This window comes from Hydrogenophaga sp. IBVHS1 (assembly GCF_002127265.1).
Lineage (GTDB): Bacteria > Pseudomonadota > Gammaproteobacteria > Burkholderiales > Burkholderiaceae_C > Hydrogenophaga.
This window is the reverse complement of the sequence record NZ_NFUU01000001.1, coordinates 989474-1003234: the sequence shown is the minus strand read 5'-3', so window position 1 is coordinate 1003234 and position 13761 is coordinate 989474. Positions and strand designations below refer to the sequence as shown.

At 65.0% G+C, this 13761-nt stretch carries 12 protein-coding genes; 5 read left to right on the top strand and 7 right to left on the bottom strand.

Annotated features, from left to right (window positions below):
- The first annotated feature begins 2 nt into the window (after positions 1 to 2).
- Positions 3 to 911: an NAD(P)-dependent oxidoreductase gene (locus CAP37_RS04895; RefSeq protein ID WP_086123144.1), complete on the top strand. Its 909-nt coding sequence runs from the start codon at positions 3 to 5 to the stop codon at positions 909 to 911.
- A gap of 20 nt (positions 912 to 931) precedes the next feature.
- Here the strand turns inward: CAP37_RS04895 and CAP37_RS04890 are convergent, their stop codons facing one another.
- Complete coding sequence (locus tag CAP37_RS04890; protein ID WP_179190141.1) at positions 932 to 2296, bottom strand: tetratricopeptide repeat protein; 1365 nt, start codon at positions 2294 to 2296, stop codon at positions 932 to 934.
- 154 nt (positions 2297 to 2450) lie between these two features.
- Between CAP37_RS04890 and CAP37_RS04885 the strand changes: the two genes are divergently transcribed.
- Positions 2451 to 3455, top strand: a complete 1005-nt coding sequence (locus tag CAP37_RS04885) for an AraC family transcriptional regulator (protein WP_086123143.1) — start codon at positions 2451 to 2453, stop codon at positions 3453 to 3455.
- Positions 3456 to 3526: 71 nt separating this feature from the next.
- On the opposite strand, the gene CAP37_RS04880 is transcribed toward CAP37_RS04885, so the two are convergent.
- From CAP37_RS04880 to orn, 3 genes are all read right to left on the bottom strand, one after another.
- Positions 3527 to 5353, bottom strand: a complete 1827-nt coding sequence (locus tag CAP37_RS04880) for a DEAD/DEAH box helicase (RefSeq protein ID WP_086123142.1) — start codon at positions 5351 to 5353, stop codon at positions 3527 to 3529.
- 289 nt (positions 5354 to 5642) lie between these two features.
- On the bottom strand, positions 5643 to 7232 hold the full coding sequence (locus tag CAP37_RS04875) for an inorganic phosphate transporter (protein ID WP_086123141.1): 1590 nt from the start codon (positions 7230 to 7232) through the stop codon (positions 5643 to 5645).
- 61 nt (positions 7233 to 7293) lie between these two features.
- On the bottom strand, positions 7294 to 7890 hold the full coding sequence (orn, locus tag CAP37_RS04870; protein ID WP_086123140.1) for an oligoribonuclease: 597 nt from the start codon (positions 7888 to 7890) through the stop codon (positions 7294 to 7296).
- 89 nt (positions 7891 to 7979) lie between these two features.
- Here orn and CAP37_RS04865 point away from each other — a divergent pair, with 89 nt between their 5' ends.
- From CAP37_RS04865 to rsgA, 3 genes are read left to right on the top strand one after another with little or no spacing between them, the layout of a single operon-like run.
- The gene (locus CAP37_RS04865) at positions 7980 to 9242 is read left to right on the top strand and encodes a M48 family metallopeptidase (protein WP_086123139.1); all 1263 of its coding nucleotides are present in this window, start codon (positions 7980 to 7982) and stop codon (positions 9240 to 9242) included.
- A 10-nt stretch (positions 9243 to 9252) separates the two neighbouring features.
- Entirely contained in the window at positions 9253 to 9573 is a 321-nt protein-coding gene (locus CAP37_RS04860; protein ID WP_086123138.1) for a 4a-hydroxytetrahydrobiopterin dehydratase, read from the top strand.
- Positions 9573 to 10493 carry a ribosome small subunit-dependent GTPase A gene (gene rsgA / locus CAP37_RS04855; RefSeq protein ID WP_086123137.1) on the top strand — a complete coding sequence of 307 codons (921 nt, stop codon included), beginning with the start codon at positions 9573 to 9575 and terminating at the stop codon, positions 10491 to 10493. Before CAP37_RS04860 ends, rsgA begins: the two co-directional genes overlap by 1 nt.
- Before the next feature lie 1079 nt (positions 10494 to 11572).
- Here the strand turns inward: rsgA and CAP37_RS04850 are convergent.
- From CAP37_RS04850 to rplS, 3 genes are all read right to left on the bottom strand, one after another.
- Positions 11573 to 12502, bottom strand: a complete 930-nt coding sequence (locus tag CAP37_RS04850) for a CobD/CbiB family protein (RefSeq protein WP_086123136.1) — start codon at positions 12500 to 12502, stop codon at positions 11573 to 11575.
- Between the two features lie 39 nt (positions 12503 to 12541).
- Positions 12542 to 13225, bottom strand: a complete 684-nt coding sequence (locus CAP37_RS04845; RefSeq protein WP_086123135.1) for a CoA pyrophosphatase — start codon at positions 13223 to 13225, stop codon at positions 12542 to 12544.
- Positions 13226 to 13295: 70 nt separating this feature from the next.
- A complete protein-coding gene (gene rplS, locus CAP37_RS04840) occupies positions 13296 to 13652 on the bottom strand; it encodes a 50S ribosomal protein L19 (RefSeq protein ID WP_086123134.1) in 357 nt (118 codons plus the stop codon).
- Between the last annotated feature and the right edge of the window lie 109 nt (positions 13653 to 13761).

Below are 13761 nucleotides of genomic sequence, written 5' to 3'. Positions count from 1 at the left end.
CAGTGAACACGTCCACGCCCACCAACCAAGATTCCGCCCCCGCCCGCGTGGCCGTGCTGGGCATCGGCATGATGGGCCTGCCCATTGCGCGCCGGCTGTGCGAAGCCGGCTGCGAAGTCAGCGCCTGGAACCGCTCGCGCGCCAAAGCAGAACGCTTGCTGCCCTTCGGCGCCGGGGTGACCGACACGCCGGCCGACGCGGTGGCTCAAGCCGATGTGGTGATCACCCTGCTCGAAGATGGGCAAGTGGTGGAAGACGTCCTGTTCCACCAGGGGACCATCAAAGGGCTTCGGCCCGGCACGCTGGTGGTGGACATGTCATCCATCCAGCCGCGCCAGGCGCGCGACCACGCCGCGCGACTCTCTGCCATGGGCGTGGGCCACCTGGACGCGCCAGTGTCCGGAGGCACGGTTGGTGCCGAACAGGGCCAGCTCGCCATCATGGTCGGCGGCAAACCGGCCGATTTCGAACGCGTGCGCCCGCTGCTTGAGTTGCTGGGCCGGCCCACGCATGTGGGCCCCACCGGCGCCGGACAACTCGCCAAGCTCGCCAACCAGATGATCGTAGGCATCACCATCGGCGCGGTGGCCGAGGCGCTGCTGCTCTGCGAAAAGGGCGGCGCCGACATGGCCAAGGTCAAGCAGGCCATCACCGGCGGCTTCGCCGACAGCCGCATCCTGCAGGTGCACGGGCAGCGCATGATCGAGCGCGACTTCACCAAGCGCGGCGCCGTGGCAGTGCAGCTCAAGGACATGCGCAACGCCTTGACCACTGCCAACGAAATCGGTTTCGAAGCACCGATCACGCAACTCTTCGAACAGCTCTTTGCCCAAGCCGCCGGCCATGGTCTGGGTGAGCTGGATCATTCGGCGCTGTTTGTCGAGCTGGCCAGCCGCAACGGCATGGCCTGATCCAGAGTCCACCACCCACATCAAGGCGCCGGCACCATCGTCGGGCGATCCAGGTGCACTTGAGCCTTGGGCTTCGCGGTTCGTGCACGCTGCAGAAATGCGCGGTTCACGGGGCTGTGTGGCCTGAGCGCCAGGCGCTCGTGGGCCAGCGCCTCGGCCAGCCCGCGCTGCCCCGCGCGCAGGGCCGACTCGGTGAGCGTCCAGTCGATGATGTCTCGCTGGGCATGGCTGCCGCCAAAGCGGTTGGCGATGTGGCGCGCGCGGTACAGGTGCTGCACAGCCGCGTCGTGCTCACCACGCCAGTGCGCCAGAAAGCCGTCCACCAGATCGGCACCCGTGTCACCGGCCCAGCGGGACACCTCGGTGGTGCCATCTGCCGACCGCAGGGCCTGGCTGAGACGCTGTACATCGGCCAGCCTGCCGGCGCCCAGGTAAGCCATCACCGCGTGCCAGTCGTTGAAAGGGTAGAGCTGGCCGTCGGCGTGTGAGTCCCAGGTGTGGGCCACCTCCACCCAGCGCTCGCCCACGTCGATGCCCGAGAGGTGAAGCCGCCAGAGCAGGGCCGATGCGTCCACCAGATCCAGCGCCACAGCGCTGGGCGTTTTGCGAACCACACCGTCGTAGATCGCGAGCACTTCTTCGGTCTGGCCGAGATCCAGATGACAGAGCGCCCCGTGCCAGGCGTTGTGCACCTTGAAGAAGTTGTCGTCGCCGGACCAGAAAGGCTCGCGCGTGCGCATCCACCCCACCCCGTCCTGCGCCCGACCCTGCATCTCCATCACATGCGCCACCGCATGGTGCGCCCAGCAGTCCAGCGGCTCAAGGTCCAGCGCTTCGCGGCCCGCCGCCTCGGCGCGCGCATAGTCGCCGCTTTCCTCCAGGCCAAAGGCGTACATGCCGAGCACGATGGAGTAGCCCGGCATCTCGGGCGACCACTGCGGCAGGGTGCGTGCGATGCGGTCGCGCAGGTTGCGCGCATTGGCGCGGTAGAAATCGATCAGGTGGCCGGCTTGCAGCGCCACGATGTCGAAGGGGAACTGGACATGGTGGCGGTCCATGGCAAGTGCGGCTTCGGTCCACTCACCTGCCAGAACGCGCTCGAGCACCCCGGCATGCGACGATTCGCGCTCATTCAGTCGCATCTGGCGCAGGCCGTTCATCACGTCCTGTGCCATCGCCACGCAGCCTGGTTCGGTGGCCAGGGCCAGCATGTGCGCCTGGAGAATGTGGGCCATGGCAAAACGTGGCGCGCCCGAAATGGCCTGTGCCAGGCTGGCCATGGGGTCACCCCGATAAAGCTGGAAGGCCGTGACAGCCTGTTCATAGGAGGCGAGCGCCTCATGGTTCGCGCCGCTGAGCGCATGTCCCTGTGCATCGGTGATCATCAAAAACTCCTGAGTGGTCTGGTTCAATGTCGGCGTGGCGCATGGAGAGTGGTGTTGCGCCCACGACGTCAGCGGATGTACTCTATGCCTCCTCTCAGCGCCGAACCATCCCCGAAACGCCGGCATTTTTCGCCGAAACGCCACCGACGCGACCATGCAGGACGCCGCGCACTCACCCGATCCACTGGCGGACATCCTGCGCGCCATGCGCCTGACCGGAGGCGTGTTTCTGGAAGCCTCGTTCACCTCGCCGTGGTGCGTGCTGTCGCACGTCGAACCCGGCGACTGCGCCGGATTCCTGCCACTGCCGCGCCACATCATTGCGTACCACTACGTCTGCGCCGGCCAGCTCGCGTTGCAGGTTGACGGCGAGAAGCCCGTGCACGCGCAGTCCGGTGACATCGTGATCCTGCCCCGCAACGACCGCCACCGCATCGGCAGCAACTTGCTGAGCGAACCGCTGGACGTGAACGACCTCTTCGAGCCCGGTGAAGGCAGCGACCCCGCACGCTTGGTCTACGGCTGCGCAGCTTCCGCAGACACCCGTTTCTTCTGCGGATTCCTCGGCCACGACCAATCCAGCGACCCGCTCATCAGCGCCCTGCCGCGCGTGCTGCACTTGCGCCTGGCCGATGCCGCAGCCAGCGATTGGATCGAAAGCTCGCTGCGCTTCGCGTCATCGCGGCGCCCTGCGCTGGAAGAAAACGGCGACAGCGGCATGTCTTCCGCCATGCTGGGCAAGCTGGCCGAGCTCCTTTTTCTGCAAGCGGTGCGCCGCTACCTGCAAGATCCTCTGGCTCCCGCCACCGGATGGATCGCCGGCTTGAGAGACCCCATGGTGGGCCGCGCACTGGCGCTCATGCACAGCGACCAGGAGGAAGCACGTACCTGGACGGCCGACGCCCTGGCGCGTGCAGTGGGCCTTTCCCGTTCGGCATTTGCCGAACGCTTCACCTCACTGGTGGGCGATCCGCCCATGCGCTACCTGACCCAGCGACGCCTGCAACAAGCCGCCCGCCGCCTGGCCGAATCCGCCGACCCGATTGCGCGTATCGCGGAAGAAGCGGGCTACGAGTCAGAACCTGCGTTTCACCGGGCTTTCAAGCGGGTGTATCAGGTGACGCCGGCGGGGTGGAGGAAGCAGCACGCAAATCTTTAGGCCAAGCCATAAGCCTTGAGCCAAAAAAAACCGGACCCTAAGGTCCGGCTTTTTTTTAACTTCAGCTTCGATCAGCGCGGGCTGCGACGCGCCACCGGTCGAGCGGGAGCGCGATCGGCGCCCCTGTCGCTGCGGCCGACGCTGGAGAAGCCACCGGGCTTGGCTGCCGTGCGGGCAGGAGCGCGATCAGCGAAACCACGGCCAGCGGGCGGGCGGCTGTCGAAGCGGCCTTCGCCGCCGCGGTTGTTGTCAAAACGGGGCTCGCTGCGCGGGTCCGCACGGCCTTCAAAGCGCGGATCAAAACGCGTCTCCGGGCGGCTGTGGTCTACGCGGGGGGCTTCGAAGCGTCCCTCAGGGCGGCCTTCTGGACGGCCTTCCGGACGACCTTCAAAACGCGGGCCGCGCGGTGCGGAAGGGCCACGGCGGTCGTTGAAGCCGCTGCGGTCGGCATAGCCATTGCTGGGACGACCGGTTGGGCGACCACGGCCACCGAACTCGGGTTGCGGCGCGCGCTGGCGCGGCTCCAGGCCGGGCACGGTTTCCACGTTGATGCGCTGGCGCGTGTAAGCCTCGATGTCACCGATCTTGCGGCGGTCGCGGAACTCGGCGAACGTGACGGCCAGGCCGTCGCGGCCGGCGCGGCCGGTGCGGCCGATGCGGTGGGTGTAGTCCTCGGCCTTCATCGGCAGGCCAAAGTTGAACACGTGGGTGATGGTGGGGACGTCGATGCCGCGTGCTGCCACGTCGGTGGCGACCAGGATCTGCACCTGACCAGCGCGCAGTGCCATCAGGCGGCGGTTGCGGATGCCCTGGCTGAGCGCACCGTGCAGCGCCACAGCGGAGAAGCCATCTTGCTGCAGGTCGTTGGCGAGGCCGTCGCATTCGATCTGCGTGCTGGCAAACACGATGGCCTGGTTGATGCTGGCATCACGCAGCCAGTGGTCGAGCAGCTTGCGCTTGTGGTCGGCGTTGTCGGCCCAGAAAAGCACCTGCTTGATGTTGGCGTGCTGCTCTTGCGGCGAATCGATCTGCACCTTCTGCACATGCTTGCCGTTGTCGTGCATCACGCGCATGGCGAGTTGCTGAATGCGCGGCGCAAAGGTGGCGCTGAACATCATGGTCTGGCGGCGCTGGCTGGTGAGGTCGTTGACTTCGGCCAGATCGTCGGAAAAACCGAGGTCGAGCATGCGGTCGGCTTCGTCCACCACCAGGAACTGCACCTGGTCGAGCTTGAGCTGTTGCGAGCGCTGCAGATCAAGCAGACGGCCGGGCGTGGCCACCACGAGGTCGGCGTTCTGCAGACGGGCAATCTGCAGCTGGTAGGGCATGCCGCCCACCACGTTGGCGATGCGCAGGCCGCGGCAGTGGCGAACCAGGTCGATGGCGTCGTTGGCCACCTGCTGCGCGAGTTCTCGCGTCGGGCAAAGAATTAGCGCGCCTGGGGTGGCGGCCTTGAAATTGCGCGAGCTGGTGGGGTCCTTGCGCTTGGGCGCCTTGGGCGGGGCTTCGCCACGGGCCAGTGCTTCGGCCACAGCGCGCTCACGGTCGGTGCGCTCTTTGGCTTCGGCGTCGGCGCGCTGCTGCAGCAGGGTGTGCAGCATGGGCAACAGGAAAGCGGCGGTCTTGCCGCTGCCGGTCTGGCTGGACACCATCAAATCGGCAAAACGCGCTTCGCCCTGGGCCAGCATGGCCTTGGGGATCACGTTGGTCTGCACTGCCGTGGGCTGCGTGTAGCCGAGGTCCATGCAGGCCTGCACCAGCTCGGGGGCCAGGCCCAGCAGCTCGAAGCCGTTGGGGCCCACAGGCTCGGTGATCACGGGTGTGGAAGTGTCTGCCTCGGTGTCGGCAGTGATAATTTCGGGCGAGAAATCGCCGCGTGCTTCAAAAGAGTCGCTCATGTTCGTCCATGCGCCAAATGCGCAATTGATCGAAAAAAGTCGCTGAAGGGGCGGCGCACCTCAATGGGTGGCGGCTCCGGGGCGCTTGATCCGTTCGTGGTTACAAAACATCAACCATCAAACGATCAACGCGCCATAGGTCACAAAGTTGCGTGACACCGGGAGCGAAGGCCCCATATCTTGAAATCGGGGGGCCTGGTGTGTGAGGCAGATGCACAAATCATCGCAGTTGCCTGCGAAGCCGCTGATTATGGCACAGTTTCAGTGGAAACCCTAATGCTGAGCGCAATCAGCTCAAAACAGCGCGCACGATGTAGAACAAAAGGGCCGCCAGCACGGCGGTGGCGGGCACGGTGACGATCCACGCAGCCACGATGCGCATGACCGCCGAGCGCTTGACGATTTCTTTCTTGTAGGCCTTCTTCAGCGCCTTCTGTTCCTTCTTGGCAAACACGGCGCCCGCCTCGGCCGCCTCGCGCGCCTTGGTGCGGCGCTTCATGTCGGCGAGCATGCGCTTCTTCTCCCTCACTTCGGCGGCCTCGAAGCGGTGCAGATAGGCCTCTACCTCGGCGCGGTCTGCGCCTTGGTGGCCTGCGAACACCACCGCTTCCATCTTGGCGTAGTTCACCTTCAGCAACTCGCGCAGGAACCCCACGCCAAAAACCGCGCCAATGGAAATGTGGGTGGTGGACACCGGCATGCCCATTTGCGATGCAATGATGACGGTGAGCGTGGCAGACATGGCGATGGAGTACGCGCGCATGTTGTCCAGCTCGGTGATTTCCTTGCCCACAGTGCGAATCAGCCGCGCACCATAAAGGGCGAGGCCGACCGACAGCCCCAGCGCGCCCAGCACCATGATCCACAACGGCGTGCCGGCCTTGGTGGCGATGGCGCCCTCCTTCACCGCTTCGTAGATTGCGGCCAGCGGTCCGATGGCGTTGGCCACGTCGTTGGCACCGTGGGCGAAGCTCAGCAACGCAGCCGAACAAATGAGGGGCCAGGTGAAGAGCCGATTCACCCCGTCCTTGCTGTTGTCCTGGCGCATGGCCATGCGGGCAATCGGTTTGCGGATCAGCCACCACACCACAAGCGCCACGACCGCCCCAGCGACCAGCGCCACAAGGAACCCCACCTTCACAATCTGCCCCAAACCCTTGAGCAGCATGTAGGTGGTGTAGGCCCAGACCATGACCGAAATGAGAACGGGCACCACCCGACTGGCGGCCTCCGTCTTGTCGCTGCGGTAGGTCACGCTGCGCTTGATGATGTAGAGGAAGGCGGCCGCCATGGCGCCGCCCATCAGGGGTGAGATCACCCAGCTGATCACGATGGCCCCGATGGTGTCCCAGTTCACCAGACCCCAGCCGCCAGCGGCGATGCCCGCGCCCATGACGGCGCCGATGATGGAGTGCGTGGTCGAGACGGGCGCACCCAGGGCCGTGGCCAGGTTGAGCCAGAGCGCGCCAGCCAGCAAGGCGGCGAACATGACCCAGGCGAACAACGCGGGGTCGGCAATGGCATCGGCGTCGATGATGCCGCCCTTGATGGTGCCCACCACATCACCGCCCGCCACGATGGCGCCCAGCGCTTCGAACACCGCCGCCACCACAATGGCCCAGCCCATGGTGAGGGCGCCTGAACCGACCGCCGGACCCATGTTGTTGGCCACGTCGTTGGCGCCGATGTTCATGGCCATGTAGGCGCCCACCGCAGCCGCCACGATCAGCAGCCAGACGGCAGAACTGGTCAGGCTGGCAGTCGAAGCGCCGGTGAGCGAGGCATAGACACCGACGAGCAGCAGAAACAGCACGGCTGCGCCGAGCTGGAGCACTTCCTGATTCTTGGTGACGAAGCGGGAGCGGGACTTTTTGGTCATGTGAAACTCAGATGAATGTCACGATTCTGACATGTGGCCAGGGTCGCAAAACCACCTGGAATCAGCGCAGGAAGTGCGTGCGGTAGTGCTCGAGCTCGTCGATGGACTCATGCACATCGGCCAGGGCCGTGTGCTTCTGGTGCTTCTTGAAGGCCTCGTACACCTCAGGCCTCCAGCGCTTCGCCAGTTCCTTCAAAGTGCTCACGTCGAGGCAGCGGTAGTGGAAAAAAGCCTCCAGCTTCGGCATGTACTTCACCATGAAGCGGCGGTCCTGGCTGATGGTGTTGCCGCACATCGGTGAGCCGTTCTTCGGCACATATTTAGAGATGAACTCAAGCAGCGTGGCCTCGGCTTCCGCTTCTGTCACGGTGCTGGCCTTCACCTTGTCGATCAGGCCGCTGCGGCCATGCGTGCCCTTGTTCCAGTTGTCCATGGCACCCAGCACCGCGTCGCTCTGGTGAATGACCACCACCGGGCCCTCGATGCGCGGGGTGAGTTGCGGGCCGGTGATGATCACCGCGATCTCCAGCAATCGCTCTTTCTCGGGATCGAGTCCGCTCATCTCGCAATCGATCCAGACCAGGTTCTGGTCGCTCCTGGAAAGGGTGGGAATGTCGGACGCGGCGGGCACGGTGGCCGGTGGGGTGGCTGAAGTCATGGCGGGGATTTTCGCCGATCCGCACAAGGGGACCGGCGGCATGCCCCGCGGCGCAACCTGGCACCACGGCATTCGATAGACTCGGCCCCATGGACACCGCCTCCCTATTCTTCACCGCGCTCTTCTGCGCCCTGCTTGTGCTCGGCCTTCTGGTGCGCACGGTGCTGGCCAGCCGACAGATCCGGCACGTGGCCCGGAACCGTGACACGGTGCCGGCCGCTTTCAGCAACACGATTTCTTTGGCGGCCCATCAGAAAGCGGCCGACTACACCATCAGCAAGTCGCGCTTTGGCCTGCTGGAAACGGCGATCGAAGCCGCGATGCTGCTGGGGTGGACGCTGCTCGGTGGACTGGACTGGCTCAACCAGACCCTGCTGGCCGCGTTGGGCCCTGGCATGTGGCAACAGCTCGCGCTTGTGGCGGCTTTCGTGGTGATCGGCGGCTTGATCACGCTGCCGCTGGGCTTGTACAGCACCTTCCGCATCGAGGAGCGCTTCGGCTTCAACAAGATGACGGTTTCGCTCTGGCTGGCCGACCTGTTCAAAGGCGCGCTGGTGGGCGCAGTTGTCGGCCTGCCCATTGCCGCGCTCATGCTTTGGCTGATGGGTGCCGCCGGCACCACGTGGTGGCTGTGGGCGTGGGGCGTGTGGATGGCATTCAACCTGCTGGCGCTGGTGCTTTACCCCACCGTCATCGCCCCCATGTTCAACAAATTCGAGCCGCTGTCGGACGAAACCCTCAAGGCGCGGGTGAATGCCCTCATGCAACGCTGCGGCTTCGCCGCCAAAGGTTTGTTTGTGATGGACGGCAGCAAGCGCAGCGCGCACGCCAACGCCTACTTCACCGGCTTCGGGGCCGCCAAGCGCGTGGTGTTTTTCGACACCCTGTTGCAGCAACTCAGCCCCGGAGAGATTGATGCGGTGCTGGCGCACGAGCTGGGCCACTACAAACGCCGCCACATCCTCAAACGAATCGCGCTCATGTTTGCGCTGAGCCTGGTTGGGTTCGCTCTGCTGGGCTGGGTATCCAGCCAGGCCTGGTTCTACAGCGGCCTGGGCGTGACCCCCTCCATGGAGGCGCCCAACGATGCGCTCGCCCTGCTGCTCTTCCTCATGGTCGTCCCCTTGTTCACTTTTTTCCTGTCCCCGCTCATGGCGCAACTTTCGCGCCGGCACGAGTTCGAGGCCGACGCCTACGCCATGGCCCAGACCAGTGGCGACGACCTGGCCAGTGCGTTGCTCAAGCTCTACAAGGACAACGCCAGCACGCTGACGCCCGACCCGCTCTACGCCCGCTTCTACTATTCACACCCTCCGGCCAGCGAACGCCTGTCCCGCCTGCAAGGCATCTGATCACTACAACATGAATTCCATCCACCAGAACCGCCGCGCGCTTTCCGCCACCGAAATCGTGACCCAGCTCACTCAGCTCAACGGCGACGCCGCGCAGGGCTGGAAGCTGATCGAAGGCTCGCTGGAAAAGACCTACACCTTCGCCAACTTCTACGAGACCATGGCCTTCGTCAACGCGCTGGCGTGGATCGCGCACCGCGAAGACCACCACCCCGACCTTGCCGTGAGCTACAGCCGTTGCACGGTGCGCTTCAACACGCACGACGTGGGCGGCATCTCCGTCAGCGACTTCCATTGCGCGGCCGCAGTGGATGCGCTGCAAAAGGACTGATGGCCGATCTGATGCCCGGTCTGGTGGTGGCTGCCCATGGTCGCCACTGCCTCGTGGAAAGCCTGGATGGCGAACGTCGCATCTGCCATCCTCGTGGCAAGAAGAGCGCGGTGGTGGTGGGTGACCAGGTGCAATGGCAGATCACCGGCGACGAAGGCAGCATTGAGCGTGTGGAGGAACGGCGCAACCTGTTCTACCGGCAGGACGAGATGCGAACCAAGTCGTTTGCCGCCAACCTCGACCAGGTGCTGGTGCTGGTGGCGGCCGACCCCGAGTTCTCCGAGCGCCAGCTTGCGAGAGCGCTGATTGCAGCGCAGGCCGAGCGCATCGATGTGCTGATCGTGCTCAACAAGAGCGACTTGCAGCCTGCTTTCGATCGCGCCTGGGCACGCCTGGCGCCCTACCGCCGCATGGGATGCGCCGTGTTGCCGCTGCGCCTGAAATCGGCCGATGGCACGGAAGACGGCCTCGATGCGCTGCAAGAGCGGCTGACTGGCAAGCGAACGCTGGTGCTGGGCCCTTCCGGCGTGGGCAAAAGCACGCTGGTCAACCGGCTGGTGCCTGAAGCGCGTGCACAGACCGGGGAGATCTCGCGCGCGCTCAACTCGGGCAAACACACCACCACCAGCACCACCTGGTACTGGGTAGATGAAGCGCGTCGCACGGCGTTGATCGACTCGCCCGGCTTCCAGGAATTCGGCCTGAACCACATCGAGCCCATGCAGCTCGCCCACCTGATGCCCGACCTGAACGCCACGCTGGGCGAATGCCGCTTTTACAACTGCACTCACCTGCATGAGCCTGGCTGTGCCGTGGTGGCGCATGTGCGGGAGGGCGAAGCGCCGCTGTCCATCAGCGAGAACCGCTACCGTATCTATGGCGAGCTGTTCGAAGAGCTATCGAACAAAAGGCGCTACTGAGCAGCCAGGCGCACCCGCTTTGCGCCTCCCCCGGGCGATTCGAGCCCATTCTTTTGCATCTGGTGCCTTCGATCCCCCAAGGGTGATCTGCCTTCCTATTGTCGAATCGACCATCTCCAGGGCACCCGCGCGCCGAGGAGATGAGTCGCACCAAGATTCTTTGTAGGCAATTCAAGATGGAGGCAGTGAAGTAAATGGCAACGCAAAGAGGAAATGGCCAGCGGCCTGCTGTGGCACCGCTGCAAGAGGAATTTTTGGGAGGGCTCCCGCTTGCTGCGGATGAGGCTGCGGGTGGTTCTGACAGTGATGACCGTCTGGATGGGAGCCCAGACGCCGAGGCCTCCATCGGGTGGAATCTGTCAGAAAGCACGTTAAGTCCGTCCGCTACCCACAGCATTCGTCCACAGAGCCCTGAGCTCGTGGAAGGTTTGATGGATCTTCTGGACAGGGAAGAAGCGCAGGGGGCCGGCCTGGGGATGCCCGTGCTGCCGCCTGCTCACGCCTCTACACCTTCAGCGGCCGCGTTGCCCACGGCGCCGTTCGTGCCGCCACTCAATCTGCGCGGGCTGCGCCAAGATGTGCCCCTGGCGCCTGCCGCGCACTCGCCCTGTGCGCTGCCCGCGGTAGGCAGCCCTGCCGGTTCCCGGCTCCGTGCCAATGCGTTGATGCCCTCGGAGTGGCGAGGTGTGATGGAGCGGCGACTTGCGGCACTGCGATTGCCGCCCGCTGCAGGCGCCCCTGAGGTGAGCGAACTGGGTGCCATGTCTCCCACCGCGCGACCTGGAGCGGCGGGCCGTGTCCGTGGCGCCGGGGTGGTGCCTTCATTGCCGCTGGACCCTTTGCCCGCGCTGTCACCTGCCACGCGTGGCCGAGTGGCGCAAGGTGCGGAGGCCGGCAATCCGTCGCAGGCTCGGGGTGCGGTGGCAGGTGGTTCCGGTGGGGCAGACCCGGCGTCTGGGCCATCCCTGCCTTCCATTGCCGGGCCTGCTCGCTCATCGGGTCGCGGCCTTTGCGGTCCGTCCTGATCAGGAGGGTGTACGCATCATCGCGCTGACCATAGATGGCGGCCTACTGAGCGCCTACAGCCCTGCGAGCGTGAGCAGGGCGAGCAGCAGCATCCAGAGCACCACGGCTCGCCAAACCAGCCCCACCACACTGCCCAGATGCGCCAGTTGCGGCTCTGGCCGGCTGCCTGGGTCGCCCTCTTCCGGCAGTGCCAGCGCATCCGGCTGCGGCGCCAGTCGTACGTTGAGTGCGCCGGAGGTGGCGGCCAGCACCACGCCATCGCTCCCTGGGGCGAAGCGTTCTGCATCACCCCGCCAGCTCGCCACCGCCTCCTCGAAATTGCCGACGATGGCAAAGCCCAGTGCGGTCATGCGCGCCGGCACGTGGTCTACCCAGCCCCAAGCCTTTTCCGCAGCAGATTGCAGTGCCACGCTGGGCGTGCCGTCGGGGCGCGCGCGCCAGTTGCGCGAGAGGTATTCGGCCAGGCGGTAGAACACCGCACCCGAAGGCCCCAGCCCCAGTGCCCAGAACACCGCGAAGCACACCAGCACGCCGAACACATGGCGATGCGCCGCAAGCACTGAATGCTCGATCACCTGGCGCAGCAATTCGGTGCGCGGCAGTGTGGAGGCGTCTACGCGAAGCCAGGAGGCCAGCTTCTCGCGCGCCGCAAGATCGTTGCCCTCTTCCAGTGCCTGACGGATCTCGCTGAAGTGGTGGCTGAACTGGCGAAAGCCGAGCGTCACATACAGAACGCATACCACCCAGACGAACGCCAGCACCGAGCTGAATTGCCACAACCCCCAGTACACCAGGCCGGCCAGCAGAGAAGGCACGCCCACTGCCAGCAACCAGGCCAGCCAGCCGTGGGACGACTGACCCGCATCGAGATTGCGACGAACCATGCGGGCCCACCCGCGCAAACCACCATGAACGGGATTGTCAAAGGCCAGGGGACGCGCTTGCTCCAGCAACAGGGCAATAAGAATAGCGAAGAAGCTCATGGCGCCATCATAGTGGCGCGCTCATGGTGAGCCTCTGGATCAGGCTGTAAGAAGCCGATAGAAGTTGCGCAGCATGCCTGCGGTGGCGCCCCAGATGAAACGCTCAGTGTCGCCATCCTGATAGGGCATCGAATACCACTCGCGAACCACGCCTTCGAAATCGTGCGCATGTCGACGGTGGTGCAAAGGGTTCATGAGGTAAGCCAGCGGCACCTCGAACACATCGTCCACCTCATGCGGGTTGGGCACGAGTTCAAAGCCCGGCTGCACCAGGGCCACCACCGGTGTGATGATGAACGCCGTTCCGGTGACGTATTCGGGCATGGTGCCGAGCACCTCCACATGGTCCGGCTGCAGGCCGATCTCTTCATGCGCTTCGCGCAACGCAGCGGCGATGGCATCGGCATCCTCCGGGTCGAGCTTGCCGCCGGGCAGTGCAATCTGCCCCGCATGCGTCGACATGCGCGTGGTGCGCTGGGTGAGGATCAGCGTGAGTTCGTCGCGCATGACCAGCGGCAGCAGCACGGCGGCCTGGGTGGGTGCCCGGTTGCCAAACTTTCGCTCGCGGTGCAGTTCGGGCGTCCACACCGGGGGATGGGTGAACAGATCGCGCAGGCCTGCTGGCGTGAGGCGCTGCGCCTGAGCCGGGTGAAGGATTTCGTCGGGCGCGTCGGCCTGAATGGGCACGAGGCGAGGGTCGAAGGCAGGCAGAAGCTGGGTCATGAGACTGCGAGCATAGGCGGAACGTAAAAAAGCCGCTCCGAGGAGCGGCTTTTTGCGCCAGCTTGAAGGCTTACGCGCCCAGCTTTTCGCGGATGCGTGCCGACTTGCCGCTGCGCTCGCGCAGGTAGTACAGCTTGGCGCGGCGCACGGCACCGCGACGCTTCACTTCGATCTTGGCGATCAGCGGGCTGTACAGCGGGAAGGTGCGTTCCACGCCTTCACCGTTGGAGATCTTGCGCACGATGAAGCTGGAGTTGAGGCCGCGGTTGCGACGGGCCACCACAACGCCTTCGTAGGCCTGCACTCGCTTGCGCGTGCCTTCGATCACGTTCACGCTGACGATCACGGTGTCGCCAGGGGCGAACGGCGGGATCACTTTGCCGAGGCGAGCAATTTCTTCCTGCTCTAGGGTCTGGATGAGGTTCATGATTTCCTGTTTTGTCGGTCATGACCGCGCTGCACTAAAGGCCGCGAATCCGGCAGGGCCCCTGTCCAGACCTGTGGAGTCTGCGGGGTGGCCCGGTCGCGGCGGCCGG

Bases quoted from the DNA above. Each gene is read 5' to 3' on its own strand.
- CAP37_RS04890 (WP_179190141.1), bottom strand. From the start codon at position 2,296: ATGATCACCGATGCACAGGGACATGCGCTCAGCGGCGCGAACCATGAG.
- CAP37_RS04885 (WP_086123143.1), top strand. From the start codon at position 2,451: ATGCAGGACGCCGCGCACTCACCCGATCCACTGGCGGACATCCTGCGC.
- CAP37_RS04880 (WP_086123142.1), bottom strand. From the start codon at position 5,353: ATGAGCGACTCTTTTGAAGCACGCGGCGATTTCTCGCCCGAAATTATC.
- CAP37_RS04875 (WP_086123141.1), bottom strand. From the start codon at position 7,232: ATGACCAAAAAGTCCCGCTCCCGCTTCGTCACCAAGAATCAGGAAGTG.
- orn (WP_086123140.1), bottom strand. From the start codon at position 7,890: ATGACTTCAGCCACCCCACCGGCCACCGTGCCCGCCGCGTCCGACATT.
- CAP37_RS04865 (WP_086123139.1), top strand. From the start codon at position 7,980: ATGGACACCGCCTCCCTATTCTTCACCGCGCTCTTCTGCGCCCTGCTT.
- CAP37_RS04860 (WP_086123138.1), top strand. From the start codon at position 9,253: ATGAATTCCATCCACCAGAACCGCCGCGCGCTTTCCGCCACCGAAATC.
- rsgA (WP_086123137.1), top strand. From the start codon at position 9,573: ATGGCCGATCTGATGCCCGGTCTGGTGGTGGCTGCCCATGGTCGCCAC.
- CAP37_RS04850 (WP_086123136.1), bottom strand. From the start codon at position 12,502: ATGAGCTTCTTCGCTATTCTTATTGCCCTGTTGCTGGAGCAAGCGCGT.
- CAP37_RS04845 (WP_086123135.1), bottom strand. From the start codon at position 13,225: ATGACCCAGCTTCTGCCTGCCTTCGACCCTCGCCTCGTGCCCATTCAG.
- rplS (WP_086123134.1), bottom strand. From the start codon at position 13,652: ATGAACCTCATCCAGACCCTAGAGCAGGAAGAAATTGCTCGCCTCGGC.